This window comes from Alterotamlana spongicola, assembly GCF_035818475.1.
Taxonomy (GTDB): Bacteria; Bacteroidota; Bacteroidia; order Flavobacteriales; family Flavobacteriaceae; genus Cognatitamlana.
The window spans coordinates 2843781-2869662 of record NZ_JAYMGV010000001.1 but is presented as its reverse complement, the minus strand read 5'-3'; the positions used below and the strand labels follow the sequence as shown (position 1 = coordinate 2869662).

Sequence of the window (25882 nt, the reverse complement as noted above, 5' to 3'; positions counted from 1 at the left end):
AGCGAGCCTTGAACCTGTCTTGACACCAACTTCAACTCAAAGGATTTATTGTATACACAAACCTATGCGGACATGCAACAGACCTGACATTGAACACTTTAAAAAAATTGTACATAACGGTCTTGTATAAGATTAGTTGCGTGGTTTAAGCAACTAATTTAGAAAATACAAACCAAATAGAAAATCCGTGAGGATTTTCGTAAGTAGGCTTGCACTAGCAATTAATTTTATACGGTGTTGTGCGTAGTTTTTTAGTACATTTCCTGTTCGTTTTCTACTTTAAACAACTCTAAATCCATTTTCTTTTTTATTTCCGATTCCAATTCTTTTTTGCAACCTAATAACATTGGTGCTTCCTCTGCTGTTGTTATACACCATTCCAAATTTTCCGAAAAAAGACACGTCTCTAATTGAAATGCGAATATTTCTTGAAGTTCAAAATATTTTTCTATTTCTATATTTCTATATTCTTTTTTTAAGTCAGTATGATAATTGTATTCTTCAGAGTCGTATATGAGTAAATTCAGTTGCGAATTTTCCGAAAGCCTTTTTAAGGATTCTTTTAGTTTAGATAAACTCAAACTGTCCAAAAAAGAAGTTCCAGGTGTTTCAGGAATCAGATTTGTAGTCTTGTGTGAAAAAGGAACATTAAATCTATTTGCCAAATCAATTATTGATATTGGCTTATAAAGTTTTTCGTCTTTTAGTAAGACATTAAATTCTTGTTCAATTTTTACTCGTTTATTTATTTCCTCCAACGTTTCGTTTTTCAAAGGGTATTTGTCAAACGGGAAATTCTCTATTATTCCGTAATCCCAATGCACTATAAATTTTGATTCAAAAAGTTCAGGCACGTAGTGTTTCGCAAAATTCCAATTTTCAGAATTTCGGCTGTTATAAAACTGAATTAAGTCGTTAAAAATGTTCATTTTCAAATTACGCACAACGGTTACGTATATGAAATGTTGCGTGTTTGTGAGCGAGGATTTTCCGAAGGAAAATCAGAAGCTAGCAAACAAAGCAATTCATATTGGTTAAGCACAAAATAGCAATTTTTTATATACAATGTTAGCAACTGGCTATTTTGTTAAATGACTTATATCATCAGTTGCATAAAAATATGAAAGTCCAAATCCATTGCCTCCCATATGTTCGTCATCAGCCATAGTCATTTTATAATCGGGAATTAAATAATTGCCTCTGTCCATTTCTGTAACTTCAATTTTATGGTCTTTTAATTCGTCAATGAAATTTGATAGTGGTTGGTCAAAACCAATTGTAAAGTCAATTATTTTTATCGTTGCTCCTATGTGAACTTCTAGTTCTTGTAATTTGTCATTTTCATCATATTTGAGAAAAAAATAATTCTCTTTAGAATTATAATTTTTATAAATGTCTTTACGCGATATTATCAAAGTTTTCCCATCTCCAATATCAAAAGTTTTGTCTTTTGCAGTATGTGAATTTTTAAGTTTCTTTCTATTGTCAGTTCTATTTTCTTTCCAGTTTAATGTTAATCCGTCTATTTTGATTCCTTTGTCAGGATAATATTCGAAAAGTAATTTTTCCGATTTCATATCAATATTTTTTTGTTTGGTTTTTGAATTGCATGAAATTAACATTATGAAGGTTAGTACTAATAGATTTTTCATGGTCGGTTCTGCTTGTTGCTAACGGTTACGTATATGAAATGTTGCGGGTTTGTGTGCGAGGATTTTCCGAAGGAAAATCAGACGTAACAAAACAAGCAACGACCTTTGATTAAGCCAAAAACTAGCAATTTTTTATATACTGTGTTGGCAATAGTTTTTATTTTTTCAATTCAATTCTTATTTTTCGACTTCTTTCCAATTCCGTATTTCCAAATCCTCCAGTTTCAAGAATTAATTCTTTTGAGTTCAGTTTAATTATATCAAGCGGAATTCCATAATCACTATAAACCATAACCAAATCATTGTCTTCTAAATAATAAGAATATGATTCAGTTAATTTGTCTTTTAAATAAAAATCTAATTTTCCGTTTTTCCGAATCACTAACTTGGAATTTTTGTCCAATCTAGCGTCATCATAATTCGTAATCGAAAGAGGATATTCGCTTAATTCAGTTACATTCCATTCTCCAATTAAATCTTCTTTTTTATAGTAACAACTTGTTATGCTTAAAGTAAGCTGAATTACTATTATTTTGATTAAATGTCTGTTCATTTTTAAATTATTGCCAACGGTTTGTATATGGTTTGTTGCGTGTTTTAAGCACCTAATTTAGCAAATACAAACCTAATAGAAAATCCGCAAGGATTTTCGTAAGTAGGCTAGAACTAGCAATAAATTATATACGGTGTTGCCCACAGTATTTTTATTCCACTTTGATTTGTAATTCAGTCCAATTTAGTTTCTTGGTTTCTATTTCGTTTAAATTAATTCCATTGTCGCTTAAAAACTTGTCAAAATCCGCAATTTCTTTATTATTACTCGATCTTAATTCATCAAACGGAATGCTTAAAATGAATTTATGATTCTTTTCAGATATTCCAAAAACATCGTCATTAGTTGCTATTTTTTCTCGTAAATCATAATCGTTGTAAATCAGATATGTTGATTCACGATTTTTGTCAATTGATATTCCGATTGAGTAATCAGCATAATTTTGGTCTTCTGGTGGTGTTCCTAAAAACCAATATACAAGATTGTGATAATTATAAGCAGTTAATAATTCGTTTTCAGGTAATTTTATTAAAGTCCAAGAACCAAAATTCGTTTTATTAATTGTCAAATTTACAGGTTCTTCTGCAGTAAATATTTCCGTCCATTCTTGAATTTTTGGTTGTATGTCTTTTAGACTTTTTCCTTTGACTAAAATAAAGCGATTATATGTTCCTTTTTCAGTCGTTTCTTTTGAGAATTCAGCCATTTCATTTTCGGATTTGGTTTGAGATTTACACGAAAAACTCGTTAAAATCAGAAGCGTAATTAATATTCTCGAAGTTTTTCTCATATTGTGGGCAACGGTTTGGGCTATGGATAGTTGCGTGGTTTGGTAATTAATTTAGCAAAAGTTGTCGAACCAGAGGAAAATCCGCAGGATTTTCCGAGTAAGAACAGACCAAGCAATTATTTATAGCCATTGTTGTGTGCAGTACTTTTTATTTCCTCAAGTATAGTTTTTGTCCGTTCTTTTTTTATTTTTTCTGCATAAAATAAAATAACAAAATCATAACGTTTAATTAAATCCGTTTTTGCTATTCCAGATGAACAATTTAACCAACCTTTAGATTTATTTCCATAATAAAATAATATTTCTTCTTTTTTAGTTAAGTCCGTTGGAATATTTGTTCTTGAATTAAAACTACCTGTCATAATTTTGGATAAGTCAATTTTTTCAACTGGTTTTATACCAGGAAGAGTTTGTCTCATTATTAGAGTGTCATTTTTTTCAAAGAAATAGAATCGATGAAAAACAGTTGTATCTTTTCGAGCAATGTGATGGTCTATTTTTATTTTGTTATCTATTTGAAAATCCTCTATGAGGTGTTTTTTAGTTGTTAATTTACCATTATCAAATATTTCATAACTAATCGATATATATTCCCCTTTTTTAAGTTCAAAAGGATATTTGAAAATATGGATTCCTTGTCCTTCAAAAACACTTTTTAAGTCTTCCGAATCAATATCATAATTATTATTATCTCCTTGTCCAAAAAGAGAAATATTTATTAGTATTAAAAATGTGATAAATAGTGTTTTTTTCATTTCTATGGGTTTTCTCGTATTGCACACAACTATTTAGTAAACGCATTTTATTGCGTTTATTTACTATTCAAATATACCTTATTTAGGTAACATTTCGAAAGGGCTTTTAATATTTATAAGATTAGCCGTACCAACATGCGTGTAAATTTCTGTGGTTTTTGAGCTATTGTGTCCTAAGAGTTTTTGAATGTGTCTCAAATTGGTTCCAGCGTCCAATAAGTGAGTAGCGAAGGAGTGTCTAAGAGAATGAACTGTTGCAGGCATATTTATTCCGGCTTTCTTTTTGGAGCGATTAAACACCTGTCGGACACTAGATACACTGTATTGATTTCCACTTACCCCCTCAAACAACCATTGTTTTGGTTTATATAGTTTATAATAGGCTCTTAATTGTTCCAACATTGATGGAGACAACAACGTAATTCTATCTTTCTTTCCTTTTGCATTTCTCACCCAAACACGCATATTGGAAGAATCAATATCTTCAATCTTCAGATTAATGCACTCAGATATTCTCAAGCCACATCCATATATAACTGAAAGTATAGTTTTGTGCTTTATGTTTCTCGTTACATCCAATATTAATGACACCTCTTCCAAGGATAATACTTTAGGTAGTGTCTTTGCTTTTCTAGGTCTACAGAAGTCATAAGTTACTTTGGGTAGATTCAGTACTTTCTCTATATAAAATTTAATGGCATTTATGCTCTGATTTTGATAAGATGATGATACATTTCGCTTGGTTACTAATTCTTTATGATAATGCATTATATGCCCCGTGGTGACCTGATGAAGTGGCATTGGGTGTATGTATGCCAGAAACTGCTTAAACATGTGTAGATAAGTCTTAATTGTGTTCTGGCTGTACTTCTTTAGAGTTAGCTTTTGAAGCATTAAATCCATGGCGAATTGGTAATCTGGTTTAAAACTGATAATATTAATTTCAGATTTAATTAATGTATTTGTAGCTCCCATAACTTAAAAATGCGGTATAATAATTTAAAAACTGTATTTTTAAACGTTTATATACGTATATAGACGTCTAAAAAGAAGTATTATGCAAATGAAATTTTGCTTATCCTGTAATAAGGAGCTGGTAGGTAGAACCGATAAAAAGTTTTGCGATGCTCAATGTAGAAGTACCCATCATAATAAGAATAGACCTTTACATGAGATATTTATCCAGAAGACAAACAGTACTCTTCGGAGAAACAGAAGTATATTAGCTCATTTTAGCCCCAGTGGAAAAACCACGGTAGAAAAAGAGATACTATTTAAATCTGGTTACAACTTTGACGTATTTACCCATATTTACTCATTTAAAAGGGGCACATACTACTTCTGCTATGATTATGGCTTTCTCCCAGTTAAAGATGATAATGGGACTAAAAAAATGCTTATTGTTCAGAAACAGGATTATATGGAAAGCTTAAGATTTAATCCATGGAATTCTGTTTGAGAGAGGTAGGAAGGATAACTTAAGTATAACTATTTTTTTAATAAAAAAGAATAGGCTATAAACCATAGTAAATCTTAAAAAATTACCTGCCTATCCCCTACCGAAATAGCCTTACACAAAATAAGGGATTGGTAAACATGCTTATTTTGAACCCAGATAAAAAATCAAAAAACGTCTAAAAACAACAAATCCCCACTATAACTAGTGGGGATTGTGGTGATCGCGACAGGATTATTTTTAATGATCCTACTATGCTTTACTGTACAAACATAAAGCCATAAAGCTTTACTTTATTGTTCTTTTTTTGTGTTCCATGTATCAAATGTTATTTGAGCTGTTCCACAAAAAAAGCCCAACACTATGTGTCAGACTTATCTTGTGATCGCGACAGGATTCGAACCTGTGACCGTCTGCTTAGAAGGCAGATGCTCTATCCAACTGAGCTACGCGACCATTAAAGCGGTGCAAATATAAAATTAAACATAAATCTAACCAAAAATTAAATATATAATTTTTAGAGTATTTTTCAATTCATGTAAAATCAACACCTTAGGATTAAAAAAGAAAGTGCCATATTTAAATATGGCACTTTCTAATCTTATTTATAATATACTCTACCAGAAGATCGCGTATAACACTGCTAAAATAATCATTACCACAAACGAACCAATGTTAAACAATGGTGATGTTTTGAATAAATCTTTTGTTAGAGCAATACCTTTAGGATCATTAGCTCCTTTATTCTCCATATTACTTACTACCATGGTAACAGCCATAGAAAGTAAGGTTGTTATACCCATTTGGTGCATCCAAGGTTCTAATCCTGGAATAGGTATAAATTTAAGCGCTAAAGCAATTGGTATAGACAATAAGGCTCCCCAAATAGCTCCACTGTTGGTTGTCTTTTTCCAAAACAGACCTAATATAAATACCGCTAATATACCCGGACTTACTATACCTGTATACTCCTGGATAAACTGGAAAGCCTGATCTATACCTCCTAAAAGCGGAGCCATAATACAAGCTATTACCAAAGCAACAAAAGCAGAGATTCTTCCTGTGTTTACTGTTGCTTTATCTGTTGCATTTTTATTAATGTACTGCTTGTATATATCCATTGTAAAAATAGTAGATGTTGAATTCAACATAGAGGCCAATGAAGATACAATAGCCGCAGCTAAAGCTGCAAATGCCAAACCTTTAAGCCCTACCGGTAAAAATTGTAATAACCAAGGGTAAGCTTTATCGGCTTGTTCGGCAGAAGGCATATTCAATTGTCCCACTTCTCCTAATCCTGCCATTATTGACGGGTCATTAACCATAACGTAAGCTGCAATACCCGGAACCACTACAATTAAAGGAATAAGTAACTTTAAAAAAGCCGCAAGTAAAATACCTTTTTGAGACTCCTTTAATGATTTTGCTGCTAAAGTTCTTTGAATAATATATTGATTGAATCCCCAGTAGTATAAATTAGCAACCCATAAGCCACCAATTAACACCCAAATTCCGGGAAGGTTAATATAATTGTCATTTGTTTCTTCAAGAATCATATGGAACTTTTCCGGAGCAGCCTCTACTACTTTAGAAAAACCGGCTAACATACCTTCTCCTCCGGAAACAGTATTTAAAGCCAAATATGTAGTAACTAATCCTCCAAGTACTAAGAATACAACCTGAATTACATCTGTCCAAGCTACAGCAGATAAACCTCCATATAAAGAATAAGCGGCAGCAAATAGAGCTAGTCCTACAATAGCATATATCATATCTACGCCCATTATGGTTTCTATAGCTAATCCTCCTAAATACAATACAGAAGCCAGATTAACAAAAATGTATAAGGCTAGCCAGAAAACAGCTAATATAGTCTTTAGATTGGTCGAAAATCGTTTCTCTACAAACTCAGGAATGGTGTAAAGTCCCTTTTCAATAAAAATGGGTAAGAAATATTTACCAACAATAATTAAGGTTAAGGCTGCCATCCACTCATAGGATGCAATTGCTATACCTAATGCAAATCCAGAACCAGACATTCCAATAAACTGTTCTGCAGAAATATTAGCTGCAATTAATGATGTACCAATAGCCCACCATGGTAAAGATTTACTTGCGAGAAAATAATCCTCAGCATTTTTTTGGTGCCCCTCTTTATCTCGGGATACCCACAATCCTACACCTAAAATCAAAATGGCGTAAGCAATAAAGACTACATAGTCCCACATTCCAAATTCTGCTGTCATAATTAAAGTATTAAAGTTTAGTTAGTGTTTTGTATTAAAGGAACCAAATATAGATATTTAAATTTAAAAAAGAGTATCTCCACTACGTCAAAAATACACCATCAGCAAATAAAAATCAAACTAGTAGGGTCTAGTAGGTTTTTTTAAAAAAATATCCTATATTTGCAACTCGTTATGATTGAGGTTAAAAAGAAAATAGGCGTTCCAAAATACAAACAGATTATTAGCTCTATTGAAGAAGCTATAAGTAGCGGAGTGTTAAAAAAAGGAGATCAACTTCCCTCCATCAATAGTATAAAAAAAGAGCAGAACCTTTCAAGAGATACGGTTTTGATGGCTTTTAATGAGTTAAAAACAAGAGGCATTATACAGTCAGTAGTTGGAAAAGGTTATTATGTTTCAAGTGAAAATATTAATGTAAAGCAAAAGGTTTTTTTGTTATTTGATGAATTGAATTCATTTAAAGAAGATCTGTATAACTCCTTTTTAGATAACTTAGGAGCCAATATTCAAGTTGATATTTTTTTCCATCATTTTAACGAAGTGCTTTTTAGCAAGTTAATTTTAGACAATGCAGGAGACTACAATTACTACGTCATTATGCCGGCAAATCTAAAACACACTAACACCACTATTCAAAATTTACCAAAAGATAAGGTTTACATTCTGGATCAAATTCATGATGATCTGAGTGAGTATCCTGCAATCTATCAAAATTTTGAAAAGGCCATTTTTGACAATTTAATTAAAGTGTCTTATCAGATTAAGAAATACAACAAACTGGTTTTAGTCTTTTCAAAAGATAAGCAACCTCAAAGTATGTTTGATGGTTTTTGCTTGTTTTGCAAAAAACATAAGCAATTATACGAGGTGATTGATTCGTTGCAAAACAGAATACTGGAAAAAGGCGAGCTATATATTATGCCCGATGATAAAAGCTTGTTAATGATTATTAAAAAAATAAAAAAACAGAAATGGGTCATAGCAAAAGACATAGGCCTAATTTCATATAATGATACTTTACTAAAAGAAATTGTTGAAGGTGGAATTACAACCATTTCAACCGATTTTAATATGATGGGAAAACGTTTGGCAGAAATGATCCTAAATAAAGAAAAAGGACAAATAGAAAACCCTAATAAACTAATAATCAGAAACTCTATATAAATATATATAACGTGTATCAAATCAAACACCATCAAGATTCAAATATTTTAGAAATTGAAAATACTTCTGATAAAGTATATGGTAAAATTTATCTTAACGATGGAGCCAGCTTACAAGAATTAACTTTAAACGGGGTTCCCTTAATTCAGGATTTATCACCTTTAACTTATGATACTACTTTTGCTTCATCAATTTTATTTCCATTTGCAAATAGAATTAAAGATGGTCTGTATTCATTTAACGGAAGCAACTATCAGTTTGAAACAAATCAAATAGAAGAACACAATGCGCTTCATGGATTGGTTTATAACAAAACATTTCAGGTTATTGAACAAAAATCCAATCAGGATTCCGCTTCAATTACTTTAGAATATATAGAAAAGAGTGAATCTATTGGATTTCCATATACTTATACCATTCAATTACAATATGTCTTTACTCAAAATAACCTGAGTTTAAAGCTATTTGTAAAAAATACCGACTCCAAACCTTTTCCGTTTACATTAGGATGGCACCCGTATTTTATAAGTGATAATTTATATGATAGTTCATTAAGTTTTGACAGCTCTCAAAAACTTGAAATTGGAACACGAAATATCACAACAGGTATAAAGAGCATTGAACCTGTAAAAGATTTACAAATTGAAGATCAGAAATTAGATGATTGCTGGGTTTTAAAATCAGGAAAAATAGCATTCAAAACACCCCGATATAATTTGATCATTGACTCTTCTGTTACTGAAAATATGTTTTTACAGGCCTATACCCCACCAAAGTTAAATGCTATAGCTATTGAACCAACTACAGGCGTTTCAGATAGCTTTAATAATGAAATAGGCCTGCAAATTTTAAATGCAAATGATTCCTATGAAATTACATGGGGACTAAACATAAATAATAACTAAACACAGCCATAATGAGTGCTACACTAATTAAAGATGTAAAAGATATTTTTAAAGAGACGTTCAATACAGACCCTCTGCTTATTTTTTCACCGGGTAGAATAAATATTATAGGAGAACATACAGATTATAATGACGGTTTTGTATTTCCTGCCGCTGTAAACAAAGGCATTGCTGCAGCTATACAAAAAAGCACCACAGAAGTATCTACAGCTTATGCCGTGGATATGGATAGCAAAATTGAGTTTGAACTGGATAAGCTTAAGCCTTCTAAAGAAGGAAGCTGGGAGAATTATGTTTTTGGTGTTATTGCCGAAATTCAAAATAGAAACAAAACAGTTGGGAATTTTAATATTGTTTTTAAAGGAAATATTCCCGGTGGCGCAGGCATGTCTTCATCTGCTGCTTTGGAAAACAGTGTGGTCTTTGGGCTTAATGAGCTTTTTAACCTGGGTTTATCTAAAGAAGACATGATTTTAATATCACAAAAAGCTGAACATAACTATGTTGGGGTGAAATGTGGTATTATGGACCAATATGCCAGCATGTTTGGCATAAAGAACAATGCATTACACCTGGACTGCAGAACCATAAAGTCTAAGCCTTATGAAATAGATTTTAAGGACCATCAATTAATGTTAATCAACACCAATGTAAAACACAGCTTATCCGATAGCGCCTATAACGACAGACGTTCGGCTTGTGAAAGTATTGCGGCATTGTTAGGTATTAAAGCTCTAAGAGATGCTACGGAAGCTGATCTGGAAATCATAACAGAAAAAGTAACTCCTGAAAATTATCAAAAAGCCTTATATGTTATCCAGGAGAATAAAAGAACGGAAAAAGCGGCTAAAGCTATTGAAGATAATGATCTGGAAACTCTGGGGACTTTGATTTACGCATCTCATGATGGACTACAACATCAATACAAAGTAAGTTGTGATGAACTGGATTTTCTGGTTGATCAGGCTAAGACCAACAAACATGTACTAGGAGCAAGAATGATGGGTGGTGGTTTTGGAGGCTGCACCATCAATTTGATAGCAAAAACCGAAGCAAAGGCTTTTGCTGAGGCAGCATCTGAGGCCTATAAAAATAAATTTGATAAAGCCTGTTCAGTGTACTTTATTGAACTTTCGGAAGGCACTCATGTTGTAAAATAAATAGGATAATTATACTATAAAATGAAAAATACAGATCTACAAGATTATTCGCATAAACGATTTAATATACTAACAGGTGAATGGGTTTTAGTGTCTCCACATCGTGCTAAAAGGCCCTGGCAAGGTCAAAACGAGGCCGTATCAAATGAAAAACGCCCGACTTACGATGAAAAATGTTACCTCTGTGCAGGAAACACCAGAATTAACGGAGAAGTAAACCCTAAATATGAAGATGTATTTGTATTTACAAATGACTTTGCTGCGCTTCAAAGTGATTCCAAATCGTTCTCACTTAATGATGGGTTACTAGTTGCCCAAAGTGAAACCGGAATTTGTAAAGTCATTTGCTTTAGTCCGGATCACTCAAAAAGCTTAGCAGATATGACTCCTGCTGAGATCCAAAAAGTAGTGTTTCAATGGCAAAAAGAGTACCAGGAACTTTCAGAAAATCCCGATATCAACTACGTTCAAATATTTGAAAATAAAGGTGCTGTAATGGGGTGTAGCAATCCACATCCGCATGGACAAATATGGAGTCAGTCCACCTTACCTAATGAAGTTGATAAAAAAAACACACAGCAATTAAATTATTACAATACTAATAACAGTAGCCTTTTAGGAGATTATTTAGCTCAGGAACTGGAAAAGCAAGAACGCATTATTTTTGAAAACGACGGGTTTGTTGTCCTGATACCATTTTGGGCTGTCTGGCCTTTTGAAACTATGATTGTCCCCAAAAACCAACAGACCAGCATTTTAGCATTGGACGAAACCCAATCCTTACAATACGCTGAAGCCATTGCAGTAATTACGAAAGCCTACGATAAATTATTTAACACCTCATTCCCTTATTCCAGTGGTATTCATCAGGCGCCAACAGATGGTAATGCTAATAAACACTGGCACTGGCATATGAGTTTCTATCCGCCATTGTTGCGAAGTGCCACGGTTAAAAAATTTATGGTCGGTTATGAAATGTTTGGCTCACCACAAAGAGATATTACTGCAGAAACCGCAGTAAAAATGATTAAATCCCTACTTTAATTACTGATATACAATATTAATAAACGGTTAAATAAAGACCTGATGAAGCGTTTTGCTTTTTCAGGTTTTTTTATTCAAAATGTTAAGACTTCATTAAAACCCGTGTTAAAATATCTTAACCGAAGATACTTTAAAAGCCAAAACCTTTTACTTTGAAATTACTAATCAGCCATACAATCAAAGTGAAACACTTTATTTTTTTGTTACTTCCCATTTCCGTTTTTACACAAAATATTACCGGAAAGGTTTATGATAACGAAACAACAGTAAAAGGTATTGATGTTTTTAACATCAGCAAAAAAACCCGGACCCATACAGATGACAATGGTAACTTTACCATTGAAGCCTCAATAAATGATACACTCTCCTTCCACTCTACCTTTCACAATCCTAAAATCATAAGACTCACAAAACAAGATTTTGATGCTATTATGATTGTTGAGTTACGTAAAACAGTTAACCGGCTTAAAGAAATATTAATTCAAAATGATATCCAGCCAAAAGATTTTGACGATGCTAAAGAAGAACAAAAAATTATAGAAACCATTGCTGAAGATTCAAAAGTAAATCCGCATTTATACCAAACTTCATCTCAATACGGTTTGGATATTGTAAGGTTAATAGGTTTACTGGGCAAAGCACTTAAATCTAAAAAAATAAAAGACAAACCTGTTGAACTGACTAAAGCTAAAACATTAGACTCCCTGTTTCAACATAATGCTTTTTTCAATGATGATCTCTTGAACAATAATTTAAGTATTCCCGTAGCATACAAACAACTCTTTTATGAGTATTGTGAGTCACAGGGCATAGATAAAAAGCTCCTCAACAAAGAGCATCAAATTATACTATTAGAACGCCTTGTGGTTTTGAGTCAAACTTATTTAGAATATATTGAGAATTCTGAAAAACCTTAGTATACTTTTTTAATTAAATAGTAACATTCATACTAAATCATTCTTTCAAAAGTTATATTTTAGCCAATAACTTGGTAATAAAACCAACATTACCCAATCATGACACGTTACTTTTACTTTTTATTTATCATAGGGTTTTTAATGCTATGGAGTTCATGCAGAAATGATTTTGAGTTTTCCCCCAGCACCGGAAACCTGCAATTTTCTAAAGACACCGTTTATTTAGATACCATCTTTACAAATATTAGCTCAAGCACCTATAACCTGAAAGTATATAACAATAGTAATAATGATATCTTTATCCCTTCAGTAAAACTCGCTTTAGGTGAAACTTCAAATTACAGACTAAGCGTTGATGGCATTGCCGGAAAAGTATTTGAAAATATAGAAATACTGGCAAAAGACAGCCTGTATATATTTGTTGAATCGACTATCAACATTAATCCTGATGATGGAAAGTATTTATATACTGACCAGATAGAATTTGATGCCGGATCTAACCTTCAAAAAGTAGAACTAGTAACCTTAGTACAGGATGCTGTTTTTATTTATCCTGACAGAGACAAAACTACCAAAATCATTGAGACTTTAAAGATCAATATTGATGGTGAACTTGTTGAAACCAATTTACAGGGACGTGAATTACTGCCCGATGAATTAACGCTTACTAAAGATAAACCTTATGTTATTTATGGTTTTGCTGCTGTACCTGAAAACCAAACCCTAACTATTGAAGCCGGTGCCCGACTGCATTTTCATGAAAATTCCGGTTTAATGGTACTAAATCAGGCTTCAATTAATGTTAATGGCGCCTACAGTAATGATCAGGAAGTATTAGAAAACGAAGTGATTTTTGAAGGCGACCGCCTGGAACCCGGTTTTTCTGATGTCCCCGGACAATGGGGAGCCATATGGCTTTTTGATGGCAGTATTAATAATACTATAAATTATGCCACTATAAAAAATTCAACCATTGGAGTTTTATGTGACGGTAACCCTAATGAAACTAATGATAAGCTGACCATTACCAATTCACAAATATACAATTCAAGTAGTTTTGGTATTTTGGGAAGAAACACCTCTATAACTGGAGAAAATGTGATTATAAATAATTCCGGTTTATCGTCTTTTGCCGGGACATTTGGAGGGAAATACAATTTTACACATAGCACTATTACTAATTACTGGAATAATAGTTTCAGGCAGTTTCCGGCGCTTTTACTAAATAATTTTGTTGTAAACGAAGACAACAATGTTCCTATCGCAAATTTAACCGAAGCTAATTTTAACAATTGTATAATTTATGGCAATGAAACTACCGAAATTCTGTTGGATGAAATTGAAGATGATGCTGTAGCATTCAATTTTAAATTCACCAATTGTTTAATACAATTCAGAGATAGTAATAACGAATTTACGGGGCCTAATTACGACTTTGAAGACCCCAATATATACGAGAACATCATTTTTAATGAAGATCCAGACTTTAAAAACCCTGACCAAAATCAATTAATGGTAGGTGATAAATCTGCTGGAATTAACCAAGGTAATGCTGGTTTTGCTTCGCAGGTGCCTTTAGACATTTTAAGCGTTAATCGAACAACTTCACCAGATCTGGGCGCTTATCAACATATTACGTTTCCTGAAGAATAATTGATGAGAATAAAAAAATACATTAGGTATTTATTCGGAATTGTTTTTCTTGTATTTGTCTTAAACAAATTATACCTAAGGTCTTGGATTCTGAAAAATAAACCAACTCCTGCTCTTGAAGTAATTACCTATTCAATACCAAACCTGATTGAAGCCATTATGGGAACTATAGCCTTAACAGGTATAATTTTAAGACTGAAGGACCGTTTTCAAATAAAAATTAATGACGCTTGGGCCTATGTAATTTCAACATGTATTTCTTCAATATATGTAATCTCTCAAGAGCTTAAATTTCATAATATTGGTGGTAATAACACTTATGATTTCAATGACCTTATGGCTTCAATTATAGGGCTGATAGTAACTTTAGGATTACTATTATTTCTGGGATTTAGAGAGAAATCATCTTAAAAGCAGTATGATTAAAAAGAAACTTCTCATTATAAAGTTATAATGAATATGTACAAACAAAAAAATCCTGCTTAATACAGCAGGATTCTTGTTTTATAATAATAGTAAAAAAATCTAAAATGAGAGATTCTTCACTTCGTTTTGAATGACAGTACCCTTATACAAATAAAGGCCTATCTGCCATCATTGCATTTACTTTACCTTTTACGGCTTCTAAAATAGCTTCATCTTCAAAGTTGGCAATCACTTCGTCAATTAACTCTACAATAGCTACCATATCTTCTTCTTTCAAGCCTCTGGTAGTTACCGCAGCCACACCTAAACGGATACCTGATGTTACAAATGGTGACTTATCATCAAACGGTACCATATTTTTGTTGACTGTAATATCCGCTTTTACTAAAGCCTGTTCTGCATCTTTACCAGACAGGTTTTTATTACGCAAATCAATTAACATACAGTGATTATCTGTTCCTCCTGAAATGATATTATAACCTTTTGCTACTAAAGCTTCAGCCATAGCTGCTGCATTTTGCTTAACCTGTAACTGGTAATGTAAAAACTCATCTGTTAATGCTTCTCCAAAAGCAATAGCTTTTGCTGCAATAATATGTTCTAACGGCCCTCCTTGGTTACCCGGAAAAACAGCAGAATCCAACAATGATGACATTTTACGTAGATTACCGTTTTTGAGTTTGATGCCAAATGGGTTTTCAAAATCTTTACCCATCATAATCAGCCCTCCTCTTGGTCCTCTTAAGGTTTTATGTGTAGTTGTTGTTACTATGTGACAGTGTGGAAGCGGGTCATTTAAAATACCTTTGGCAATCAACCCTGCAGGATGCGAAATATCTGCCATTAATATGGCACCAACACTATCGGCAATAACTCTAAAACGCTTAAAATCAATATCACGTGAGTATGCAGAGGCTCCGGCAATAATTAATTTTGGTTGTTCTTTTGTGGCTACCTCCTGTATTTTATCATAATTTAAAACACCTGTTTTCTGCTCTACGCCATAAAATACCGGATTGTAAAGCTTTCCTGAAAAGTTTACAGGAGACCCATGCGTTAAATGCCCACCATGAGATAAATCAAAACCTAAAATCTTATCACCCGGTTTCAAACAAGCATGGTATACTGCAGTATTAGCCTGGCTTCCTGAATGCGGCTGCACATTTACATATTCTGCTCCAAACAAAGCCTTTGCCCTATCAATAGCTATTTGCTCAACTTCATCAACTACTTCACATCCCCCATAATAACGCTTTCCAGGGTACCCTTCAGCATATTTATTTGTTAATACAGAGCCTGCAGCTTCCATAACTTGTGGGCTTACAAAATTCTCTGAAGCAATAAGTTCAATACCATGAAGCTGGCGTTCATTTTCAGCTTGAATAAGTTCAAAAATTTGTTCGTCGCGTTGCATAAAATTAAATTCTGATTAAATATTCGGCAAAAATAGCAAATACATTATTTAAAAACATCAAAAACCAAAGATTTACACCCAAGTTTTTAACCGATTTATTAACGGTTAATATTAATCTATATTTTACTCGTTTTTTTCATTTAAAATAAAAAAAATGTGTACGTTTGATGAGAATACAATAACACAAAATTTAGAGTTATGCCAATAGCAGCTAACAACCCAGATAGAACATCGTGGTTACACGTAGATAAAAATTCAGATTTCCCCATTCAAAATATTCCTTTTGGTGTATTTTTAACACGTGATGATATTATTACCATTGGAACACGTATTGGAGATACAGCAATAGATTTAGGAGCTTTACATCAGCTAGGTTACTTTGAAGGTATTCCTTTAACTGATGATATTTTTTTACAAGATTCTTTAAACGATTTTATTGCAGACGGTAGAAAAACCTGGCGATTGGTTAGAAATAGAATTGCTGAAATTTTTGATGCTGAAAATAACACACTTAAAAACAACTCAAAGCATAAAGAGACCATCTTATTTAGATTGGATGAAATTGAAATGCAATTACCGGTTCAAATAGGTGATTATACAGATTTTTATTCCAGCATAGAACATGCCACCAATGTAGGAACCATGTTTAGAGATCCTGATAACGCCTTGTTGCCAAACTGGTTGCATATTCCGGTTGGATACCACGGCAGAAGTTCCTCTATAATTCCTTCAGGTATTCCTGTACATAGGCCTCAGGGGCAAACACTTCCAAATGGAGCTACCGAACCTGTTTTTGGTCCAAGTAAATTAGTTGATTTTGAATTAGAAATGGCCTTTATCACTACAGATGCCAATGATCTGGGAGAACCAATTCCTGTTGAGGAAGCCGAGGAATATATCTTTGGATTAGTGCTTTTAAATGATTGGAGTGCCAGAGATATTCAAAAGTGGGAGTATGTTCCTTTAGGACCGTTTTTAGCTAAGAATTTTGCATCTTCTATCTCGCCCTGGATTGTTACTCTTGATGCACTGGAACCCTATAGAGTTGAAAGCCCAAAACCTGTTAAGCCGCAATTGGAGTATTTGCAATATAAAGGCAAAAAGAGCTACGATATCCAACTGGAAGTTGCCATCCAACCCAAAGGAGCTAAAGAAACCATAGTCAGTAAATCTAACTTTAAATACATGTATTGGAATATGGTTCAGCAATTGGCTCATCATACTATTAATGGTTGCCCCGTTAATTCCGGCGACATGATGGGAAGCGGAACTATTTCCGGGCCTACCGAAGATAGTTATGGCTCTATGTTAGAGTTGACCTGGAAAGGTGAAAAACCGCTTAAGATGAAGGATGGTTCAGAACGTAAATTCATAAATGATAATGATACTGTTATTATGCGCGGACATTGTGAGAAAGATGGTACTAGAATTGGTTTTGGAGAAGTCACTACTAAATTACTTCCTGTTTACAATAAAAAATAGGAATTACCATACTTTTTATAAAACAAAATTCATTTCATCGGATTTATTAGTATTTTATCTGATATTTTAGTATTTTGGCACCACTATTGAAAAGGTTACCCCAATAACCTAAACTTTTAACCTATGAAAAAACTACTACTCGTACCAGGCTTGGTTTTCTTTTTAGTAGCTTGTAGCACACGTAAACAAGTTGAAAAGGCCGTAAATACTGGTAATTATGATCAGGCTATACAAACAGCTCTTAAGAAGCTAAGGATAAATAAGGACAAAAAACGAAATTACGATTATGTCATTATGCTACAAGATGCCTATTATAAAGTTGTAGAACGCGACTTAAGCACCTTAGCTCATCTTAAAAAAGATAATAACCCAGAGGCTTACAGAAACATCTATGAATTTTATCTGGATTTAGATGCCAGACAGGAAGCTATTAAACCTATTTTACCGCTTTATATTAATGGCAAGCAAATCTCCTTTAAATTCAACAATTACAGTAATGATATATTAGAAGCAAAAGAAAATGTATCTAATTACATGTATGAAAAAGGTTTAGCGCTTTTAGAATCTGACAATAAGAGCAACATTAGGGATGCATACAATATCTTAGATTATGTTCAAAGTATAAACCCAAATTATGAGAACACGACTGAGTTATTGGATGAAGCCCATCAACGTGGAACGGATTATATTTTGGTGTCTATAAACAATGAAACCGATCAAATCATTCCAAGGCGTTTAGAAAATGATTTATTAAGCATGGACACCTATGGTTTGAATAAGTTTTGGAGCACCTACCATGTCAATAAAATAAAAGGCCTCAATTATGATTATACCATGCAACTCAATTTAAAACAAATCAATGTGTCTCCTGAGCGTATTAAAGAACGTGAGTTTATAAGAGAAAAAGATGTTATTGATGGCTGGAAATATGCTTTAGATGAAGCAGGCAATGTTGCTAAAGACAGTTTAGGCAACGATATTAAAGTGGACAAAATTGTTAGGGTGAAATGTCGTTATCTTGAGACTATTCAAACCAAATCTTCTCAAGTTATTGCTGATGTTATTTATAAAGACCTAAGATCAAATCAAGTATTGGATAGATTCCCGGTGAATAGTGAATTTATCTTTGAATATATTTATGCCACTTCCAGAGGAGACAAACGTGCTTTACTTCAAGATGATTTAGGCTTCCTGGAACATAGACGCATACCATTCCCCAATAATGAACAAATGGTTTATGATACCGGTGAAGACCTAAAACTACAGTTAAAGAATATTATAAATTCTTATTCATTACAGCAATAAACAAAAAGGCCTCCGGATTATCGGAGGCTTTTTTGTTTATTAATTATTTGGAACATATGGATCTGGTGTTCCTGTTTTTATAGGAGGTTCTTTCATTAAAGACCCCTGAAAAGCTACAATTTTTTTCATGACAACCGGTGCCATCCAAGCCCCTGACAAATCACCTATTTCAATGGAATATAATTCTTTCGGATCTTCAATCAAATTAAAAAGTTTAGGCACATTAAGTGTCTGGGCCTGTTCAAAGTATCCATTTTCCAACCATTTAAAGTGAATTTTCCAATTTCTCCATTTATAGGCGAACAGATCGTCTCCGTTATAAACCGGAAAACCTTCCCGATTAGACTTTTCTTGTTTTCCCAAAAGAAAATCTAATTGGTTAACTCCATCTATCATACGGTCCTTTGGCATTTGTGCTCCGGATACTGCCGCCAAGGTAGGCATCAGGTCGGTAATATGCATAATCTCATTGGTAACCTGGCCTGTCTTAACTTTACCAGGCCATCTTATCATAGCCGGTACCCGTAGGGACCCTTCTAAAGCAGTAAAATAAAAACCTCTCCAAAAGCCAGCTGTTCCATGATGCCCGGTAGCCTGTTCCGGCCCGTTATCACTTAACCAGATAACAATGGTATTGTCTCTAATTTTAAGATCGTCTATAGATTGAAGGATTTGCCCGGCTCTATAATCTATTTCTGCCATAACATCAGCATAATTTCCATTACCTGTTTTTCCTTCAAAATCCGGATGAGGAATAACCGGCTGATGGGGTTGGGTAAATGGAATAAATGCAAAAAACGGTTTTTTAGCCTTTACACTACGCTTCATAAAGTCAATAGACTTCAAAGTAAGTTCTTCATCAATGACCTTCCTTGCAGGAATATCATAATTCTTTACTGTTATAGGTTTCTTTCCTTTAGTACTTTCCTGAACAACAGGAACTTCGGCCACTTCAGGGTCAAACCAATAATGACTGCTATATTGAGATTCATCAGTAGTATTTGCTATACCATACCACTCATCAAAACCCTGGTCTGTTGGAAACCTGCCTTCTACATCCCCTAAATGCCATTTACCAAACATACCTGTTTTATACCCTTGATCTGATAGCAATTCAGCCATAGTTATTTCCCATTGGGTTAATCCATATAGAATTCCCCAAACTACTTTAGTTGTCCCTGACCTAATAGGATGCCTACCGGTCATAAAAGCAGACCTGCTGGGAGTACATTGTGTTTCGGCATTAAAATTCAAAAAACGAATGCCTTCAGAAGCAAGCTTATCTAATTGCGGTGTTTCGGTTCCCCGTAAGATCCCCCCTCCATAGCAACCTAGTTCTCCCCAACCCAGATTATCAACCATCATAACTACAATATTCGGTTTTTCATTTTTTTGGGCATTGGCATTAGTTAATAAACAAAATGCCAGTAAACATAGTGGTACCAGTTTTTTCATATTATTTAAATTTTTGAATGATGATCTCCTGTGAATCTTCAATGGTTCGTAATTTTAAATCAGGAAACTTAAAAATAGTTCTTTTTAGTCAAAAAATCAATAAAGTAAATGTTATCATAACGATAAGCACACTTTATTTTAAATTAATCTCAGAATGAATTCCTTGAAATGGCATATTTACCTGCTCCGGTAAAAAAGAGAGTCAGTGCTCCTAATAAATACAGGCCTAACAATTCTATGTTCCAGCCACCATATAGCTTAACCTTGATAAGATGCAATCCATGACTCTATTTTTTCTTCTAATAATTGCAAAGGAATACAACCCGTTTCCAACACCTGATTATGGAACTCTTTAATATCAAATTTATCACTTAATTGCTCCTCTGCCCTTTTGCGAAGTTCAATAATTTTTAATTGACCAATTTTATAAGATAATGCCTGCCCCGGATTTGCCATATAGCGTTCTATTTCGCTAATAATATCTTCTTCTGACTCGGCCTCATTTTCCAAAGAATATTGAATAGCTTGCTCTCTTGTCCATCCTTTGGCGTGAATACCTGTATCTACAACCAATCTAATAGCTCTGTGCATTTCAGAACTTAACATTCCGAAATACTGATATGGATCTTTATACAAACCTAATTCTTTCCCCATAGACTCAGTGTAAAGTGCCCAACCTTCACCATAAGCACTATACCATAATGTTTTTCTAAAATCCGGTAGTTCTTTGCTTTCCTGTGCTAAAGAAATTTGAAAATGATGCCCGGGAATAGCTTCATGTAAAAACAAGTCTTCCTTGTCAAAAACATTATATTTTAATACATCAGGAATTGGGGTATAAAAAATTCCCGGACGTGTTCCGTCTAAAGATCCCGCACTATAATTGGCAGCCGCTGACTTTTCTCTGAATGGTTCTGTGCGTCTCACTTCAAACGGTGTTTTGGGTTGCTTACCAAACAATTTATTAATCTGTGGCTTCATCACATTATGTATACTATCATAATAAGCAATCACCTGAGAACGCTCAGTAAAAGGCATTAAATCTTTATTGGTTCTTACGTGATTAAAAAAGGCATTTAAGTCGCCTTCAAACCCAACCTCTTTCTTTACTGATTCCATTTCAGAGCGAATTCTGGCAACCTCACTTAAGCCTAATTCATGAATCTCATTGGCCGTCATGGTAGTGGTGGTATACTTCTTTATCTGGTGCGTATAATAAGCTTCACCTAGCGGTGTTTCAGATATCCCGCTTGTTGCTCTTCCTTCCGGTAAATACTTAGTGTTTAAAAACTCAGCCATACGTTTATGTACGGGCATTACCTTATTTTCTACCATATCTGTATAAGCTTTTGTAAGCATGTCACGGTCTTCTTTTGAAAAGGTATCTGGCATAATATCAATTGGCGAATAATACAAATGTTCAGCAGTCTTTCCTTTTGACAAACCTTCAAATTGTGGAATAACCTTTACTATAAGTGATGCCGGTAAAACATAGCCCTCCTCTACTCCTTGCGTCATATTTTTTTTAGCAGATTCCAGCCATACTAAATAGTCATCAACACGTTTTAACCAGTTTTTATAATCCTGAACTGTTTTAAAAGGCTGTGCATTTGTCCCCCCTGCATATTGATTAAAATCTAAATTTTTTGACCACATTTGGTCAATAGGCATTAAATCTTTTTTAAAACTCATTGCCTCCAAATTAATATCTATATCCCAAGCCAAAACCGCTTTACTCATCTTTTCGGTTTCAGTTAACTGAGAGTCATCAATATTCTGTAAAGCATTTTTGAATTGTGTATAATATGTCCTTTTTTCTTCTTTAAACGCTTTTGATAAAAAATCAGGAAATTTATCATTAAATCTTGAGTCGCCGGCATTAGTTGCCTTCATAACATCAAAGGCCAAGCCTTCCTTATTATAGTTTTTTAGAAGCTTTTCAAAACCAATATCGGGCTTATTAGATTTAACTTTTTCTTTTTGTGTGTCTTGTTTACAAGCTGTAACGGATAGTAATAAAATAACAGAGAATAGTACGTTTTTCATTTCAAACATTAATTTAAATAAAGAGATAAATATATAAATTTCTTTTTTCTTTATTTCTTACTTACAATTTTATATTTTAAATATACTCTTCTAAGCTCACATCGTTAATAGCTCCATGAGAAGCATGCTCAACTACTTCCCCATTACTTATAACTAACAATTGCGGAGATTCATGTATAACCTGAAACTTATAACTAACCTCATTAGATATATTCCTGTAATTTAGAATATCTAAAAAATACAGATCTAAATCATCTTCTGAAAAATTATAAGCCTCTATAAAATGATTTATTACCATTCTACTTATCCCACAACGGGTAGAATGTTTAAAGATAACCTGTGTCTTTGCTTTAGATTTAACGTTAATTTCCTCTAATTGATTCAAATCATTTAGAGCAATCCAAGGCAGTACTTTTTCTTCTTTTGGTTCAGATGAACCCCCAAATATTTTATTTAATAATCCCATGTTCTTTTAATAGTTTTCATTTCTGAAAAGTTGTTCATTACTATGTAACTATAACTAAGTCGAAACTAATCCTGAATCTTACATACAGACAAAAAGTCACCAAAAACAAAGGGCTACGCGACATTTTGTCTTACTATTCTTATTGGTAAGATTATTGACTTAATCTGACTGTAAATGTAAACTAATAACGTCCTAATTTAAACATAGGAATAGAAAAAGAAAATAAATGAACTTAAATAATTATACAATTAAATCACAAGAGGCCATACAGCAAGCTCAACAGATTGCCCAGGGTTATGGCCACCAACAAATAGAAAACGAACATCTTTTTAAAGGTATTTTTAAAGTTGATGAAAACGTATTACCATTCATCCTTAAAAAGTTACATGTAAATGTTGCTATTTTAGAGCAGGCATTAGACAAACAAATTGAAAGTTTTTCTAAGGTTTCTGGAACAGATCTTATGCTTTCCCGTGAAGCCGGAAAAAGCTTAAACGAAGCATCAATCATTGCAAAAAAAATGAAAGATGATTATGTATCTATTGAGCATTTAATTTTAGCTGTTTTTAAATCTAAAAGTAAAATAGCCCAAATGCTAAAAGATCAGGGTGTTACTGAAAAAGGATTGACCTTAGCAATTAATGAACTTCGCAAAGGTGAAAATGTCACTTTACAAAGCCAGGAAGACACTTATAATTCCTTAAACAAATACGCTAAGAACTTAAATCAGTTAGCAAAAGACGGTAAGCTGGATCCGGTGATTGGAAGAGATGAAGAAATAAGAAGGATTCTTCAAATTTTATCCAGAAGAACTAAAAACAACCCCATTTTAGTAGGTGAACCCGGAACCGGTAAAACAGCTATAGCTGAAGGCTTAGCTCATAGAATAATTGATGGTGATATTCCTGAAAATCTAAAGGACAAACAAATTTTTGCCCTGGATATGGGAGCGCTTATTGCGGGCGCCAAATACAAAGGTGAGTTTGAAGAACGTCTAAAAGCCGTAATCAAAGAGGTAACTACCAGCGATGGTGATATTGTTCTGTTTATTGATGAAATTCACACGCTTGTTGGTGCCGGTGGTGGACAAGGGGCTATGGATGCCGCCAATATTCTTAAACCTGCTTTAGCACGTGGTGAACTAAGAGCCGTAGGCGCTACAACACTGGATGAATATCAAAAGTACTTTGAAAAAGACAAAGCTTTAGAGCGTCGTTTCCAAAAAGTAATGGTTGATGAACCTGATAATGAAAGTGCTATCTCTATCCTTAGAGGCATTAAAGAAAAATATGAAACCCACCACAAGGTTCGTATAAAAGATGAAGCCATTATAGGGGCTGTGGAGCTTTCTACAAGATATATCACCAACAGGTTTTTACCGGATAAGGCTATTGACCTTATGGACGAAGCCGCATCTAAATTGAGAATGGAAATCAATTCAAAACCTGAGGAACTGGATGTTTTTGATAGAAAAATCATGCAACTGGAAATTGAAATTGAGGCCATTAAACGGGAAAAGGATGAAAGCAAACTAAAATCACTTCGATCTGATTTGGCGAATATTAAGGACACCAGAAACGAGATTAATGCGAAATGGAAAAGTGAAAAGGAGGTTGTTGACAATATTCAAAACACAAAACAAAACATTGAAAACTATAAACTGGAGGCTGAAAAAGCAGAACGTGAAGGGGACTACGGAAAAGTAGCTGAATTACGTTATGGAAAAATCAAAGAGGCACAAGAGCAACTGGAAATATTTCAGCAAAAATTACAAGAACAATCTGAAAACGCTTTAATAAAAGAAGAAGTAACTTATGATGATATTGCTGAAGTTGTAGCTAAATGGACCGGTATTCCGGTTACTAAAATGATACAAAGTGAACGTGAAAAACTTTTGAAGTTAGAAAGTGAGTTGCACAAACGTGTAGTTGGCCAGGAAGAAGCTATTGAAGCTGTAAGTGATGCTGTTAGGAGAAGTCGTGCCGGTCTGCAAAACCCACAAAAACCTATTGGAACCTTTTTATTTTTAGGAACCACAGGGGTAGGTAAAACTGAACTTGCAAAAGCGTTAGCTGAATATTTGTTTGATGACGAAAGTGCCATGACCAGAATAGATATGAGTGAATACCAGGAGCGTCATGCAGTGAGCAGATTGGTTGGAGCCCCTCCGGGATATGTGGGCTATGATGAAGGTGGACAACTTACCGAAGCCGTGAGACGCAAACCCTACTCTGTTGTTTTATTAGATGAAATTGAAAAAGCACATCCCGATACCTTTAATGTCTTATTACAAGTTTTGGACGAAGGGCATTTAACAGATAACAAAGGACGTACGGCTAATTTTAAAAATACCATTATAATTATGACTTCAAACATAGGAAGTTCCATAATTCAGGAACGCTTTGAAGCTACTAAAGATATGGATACGGCTATTGAAACCGCAAAAATTGAGGTTTTAGGCTTATTAAAACAAAGTGTTCGTCCGGAGTTTTTAAACCGAATTGATGATACTGTAATGTTTACTCCTCTAAGCAAAGAAAATATTGTAGACATAGTTGGCTTACAATTAAAAAACGTGACTAAAATGATAGCTCAACAAGGCATTACCTTTGATGCCACTCCTGAAGCCATTAGTTATCTGGCTGATAAAGGCTATAATCCGGAATATGGTGCAAGGCCTGTAAAGCGTGTGATTCAAAAAGAGGTTTTAAACGCTCTGAGTAAGGAAATATTAGCCGGTAAAATAACTACAGACAGCATCATTTTATTAGATGCATTTGACGATAAACTGGTTTTTAGAAACCAAAGTGACCTGGTTGCCGAAGAATTTTAAAATAAATACGATTATTTGTAACAAAACAATTTACAGATAGTCTATTAATTGGTTGGTTAGTTGAAAAAGCAATATGAATCTCTTTTTGAGGTGATTATTGCTTTTTCTTTAGTTTTAGGGTTCACTCTCTAAGTATTTAATAAAAAAAGATTACATA

At 33.7% G+C, this 25882-nt stretch carries 21 protein-coding genes and 1 tRNA gene; 10 read left to right on the top strand and 12 right to left on the bottom strand.

Annotation, left to right across the window (positions count from 1 at the left end):
• Nucleotides 1-251 precede the first annotated feature (251 nt).
• The 8 genes from VOI54_RS12465 to VOI54_RS12430 all read right to left on the bottom strand — a co-directional run bounded on the left by VOI54_RS12465 (nt 252) and on the right by VOI54_RS12430 (nt 7452).
• Nucleotides 252-929 carry a hypothetical protein gene (locus VOI54_RS12465; protein ID WP_326283120.1) on the bottom strand — a complete coding sequence of 226 codons (678 nt, stop codon included), beginning with the start codon at nt 927-929 and terminating at the stop codon, nt 252-254.
• Nucleotides 930-1079: 150 nt separating this feature from the next.
• Complete coding sequence (locus tag VOI54_RS12460) at nt 1080-1577, bottom strand: hypothetical protein (protein ID WP_326283119.1); 498 nt, start codon at nt 1575-1577, stop codon at nt 1080-1082.
• Nucleotides 1578-1809: 232 nt separating this feature from the next.
• On the bottom strand, nt 1810-2205 hold the full coding sequence (locus tag VOI54_RS12455; RefSeq protein ID WP_326283118.1) for a hypothetical protein: 396 nt from the start codon (nt 2203-2205) through the stop codon (nt 1810-1812).
• A 151-nt stretch (nt 2206-2356) separates the two neighbouring features.
• A complete protein-coding gene (locus VOI54_RS12450; protein ID WP_326283117.1) occupies nt 2357-2911 on the bottom strand; it encodes a hypothetical protein in 555 nt (184 codons plus the stop codon).
• Nucleotides 2912-3111: 200 nt separating this feature from the next.
• Nucleotides 3112-3750 carry a hypothetical protein gene (locus VOI54_RS12445; protein WP_326283116.1) on the bottom strand — a complete coding sequence of 213 codons (639 nt, stop codon included), beginning with the start codon at nt 3748-3750 and terminating at the stop codon, nt 3112-3114.
• Nucleotides 3751-3828: 78 nt separating this feature from the next.
• The gene (locus VOI54_RS12440) at nt 3829-4725 is read right to left on the bottom strand and encodes a tyrosine-type recombinase/integrase (protein WP_326283115.1); all 897 of its coding nucleotides are present in this window, start codon (nt 4723-4725) and stop codon (nt 3829-3831) included.
• An 863-nt stretch (nt 4726-5588) separates the two neighbouring features.
• Nucleotides 5589-5662, bottom strand: a tRNA-Arg gene (locus VOI54_RS12435).
• A gap of 161 nt (nt 5663-5823) precedes the next feature.
• Entirely contained in the window at nt 5824-7452 is a 1629-nt protein-coding gene (locus VOI54_RS12430; protein ID WP_326283114.1) for a sodium/sugar symporter, read from the bottom strand.
• 162 nt (nt 7453-7614) lie between these two features.
• Here VOI54_RS12430 and VOI54_RS12425 point away from each other — a divergent pair, with 162 nt between their 5' ends.
• From VOI54_RS12425 to VOI54_RS12395, 7 genes are all read left to right on the top strand, one after another.
• On the top strand, nt 7615-8619 hold the full coding sequence (locus VOI54_RS12425) for a GntR family transcriptional regulator (protein ID WP_326283113.1): 1005 nt from the start codon (nt 7615-7617) through the stop codon (nt 8617-8619).
• Between the two features lie 11 nt (nt 8620-8630).
• Nucleotides 8631-9524, top strand: a complete 894-nt coding sequence (locus VOI54_RS12420) for an aldose 1-epimerase (RefSeq protein WP_326283112.1) — start codon at nt 8631-8633, stop codon at nt 9522-9524.
• 11 nt (nt 9525-9535) lie between these two features.
• Nucleotides 9536-10684 carry a galactokinase gene (gene galK, locus VOI54_RS12415; RefSeq protein WP_326283111.1) on the top strand — a complete coding sequence of 383 codons (1149 nt, stop codon included), beginning with the start codon at nt 9536-9538 and terminating at the stop codon, nt 10682-10684.
• A gap of 21 nt (nt 10685-10705) precedes the next feature.
• Nucleotides 10706-11728, top strand: a complete 1023-nt coding sequence (locus VOI54_RS12410; RefSeq protein WP_326283110.1) for a UDP-glucose--hexose-1-phosphate uridylyltransferase — start codon at nt 10706-10708, stop codon at nt 11726-11728.
• A 152-nt stretch (nt 11729-11880) separates the two neighbouring features.
• Nucleotides 11881-12645 carry a hypothetical protein gene (locus VOI54_RS12405; RefSeq protein WP_326283109.1) on the top strand — a complete coding sequence of 255 codons (765 nt, stop codon included), beginning with the start codon at nt 11881-11883 and terminating at the stop codon, nt 12643-12645.
• Between the two features lie 99 nt (nt 12646-12744).
• A complete protein-coding gene (locus tag VOI54_RS12400; RefSeq protein ID WP_326283108.1) occupies nt 12745-14298 on the top strand; it encodes a right-handed parallel beta-helix repeat-containing protein in 1554 nt (517 codons plus the stop codon).
• 3 nt (nt 14299-14301) lie between these two features.
• Entirely contained in the window at nt 14302-14709 is a 408-nt protein-coding gene (locus VOI54_RS12395; protein ID WP_326283107.1) for a hypothetical protein, read from the top strand.
• A 157-nt stretch (nt 14710-14866) separates the two neighbouring features.
• Here the strand turns inward: VOI54_RS12395 and glyA are convergent, their stop codons facing one another.
• On the bottom strand, nt 14867-16138 hold the full coding sequence (gene glyA, locus VOI54_RS12390; protein WP_326283106.1) for a serine hydroxymethyltransferase: 1272 nt from the start codon (nt 16136-16138) through the stop codon (nt 14867-14869).
• Nucleotides 16139-16336: 198 nt separating this feature from the next.
• Here glyA and fahA point away from each other — a divergent pair, with 198 nt between their 5' ends.
• Both fahA and VOI54_RS12380 read left to right on the top strand, forming a co-directional pair.
• Nucleotides 16337-17620 carry a fumarylacetoacetase gene (gene fahA, locus VOI54_RS12385; protein WP_326283105.1) on the top strand — a complete coding sequence of 428 codons (1284 nt, stop codon included), beginning with the start codon at nt 16337-16339 and terminating at the stop codon, nt 17618-17620.
• Between the two features lie 123 nt (nt 17621-17743).
• Nucleotides 17744-18925 (top strand): hypothetical protein, encoded by a 1182-nt coding sequence (locus VOI54_RS12380; RefSeq protein WP_326283104.1) that lies wholly within the window; start codon nt 17744-17746, stop codon nt 18923-18925.
• Nucleotides 18926-18964: 39 nt separating this feature from the next.
• On the opposite strand, the gene VOI54_RS12375 is transcribed toward VOI54_RS12380, so the two are convergent.
• The 3 genes from VOI54_RS12375 to ytxJ all read right to left on the bottom strand — a co-directional run bounded on the left by VOI54_RS12375 (nt 18965) and on the right by ytxJ (nt 22892).
• A complete protein-coding gene (locus VOI54_RS12375; RefSeq protein ID WP_326283103.1) occupies nt 18965-20380 on the bottom strand; it encodes an arylsulfatase in 1416 nt (471 codons plus the stop codon).
• A gap of 258 nt (nt 20381-20638) precedes the next feature.
• Complete coding sequence (locus tag VOI54_RS12365; RefSeq protein WP_326283102.1) at nt 20639-22426, bottom strand: DUF885 domain-containing protein; 1788 nt, start codon at nt 22424-22426, stop codon at nt 20639-20641.
• A 76-nt stretch (nt 22427-22502) separates the two neighbouring features.
• Nucleotides 22503-22892: a bacillithiol system redox-active protein YtxJ gene (gene ytxJ, locus VOI54_RS12360; RefSeq protein WP_326283101.1), complete on the bottom strand. Its 390-nt coding sequence runs from the start codon at nt 22890-22892 to the stop codon at nt 22503-22505.
• A gap of 226 nt (nt 22893-23118) precedes the next feature.
• On the opposite strand from ytxJ, the gene clpB reads away from it, so the two are divergent.
• Nucleotides 23119-25725, top strand: a complete 2607-nt coding sequence (gene clpB / locus VOI54_RS12355; protein WP_326283100.1) for an ATP-dependent chaperone ClpB — start codon at nt 23119-23121, stop codon at nt 25723-25725.
• Nucleotides 25726-25882: the final 157 nt, after the last annotated feature.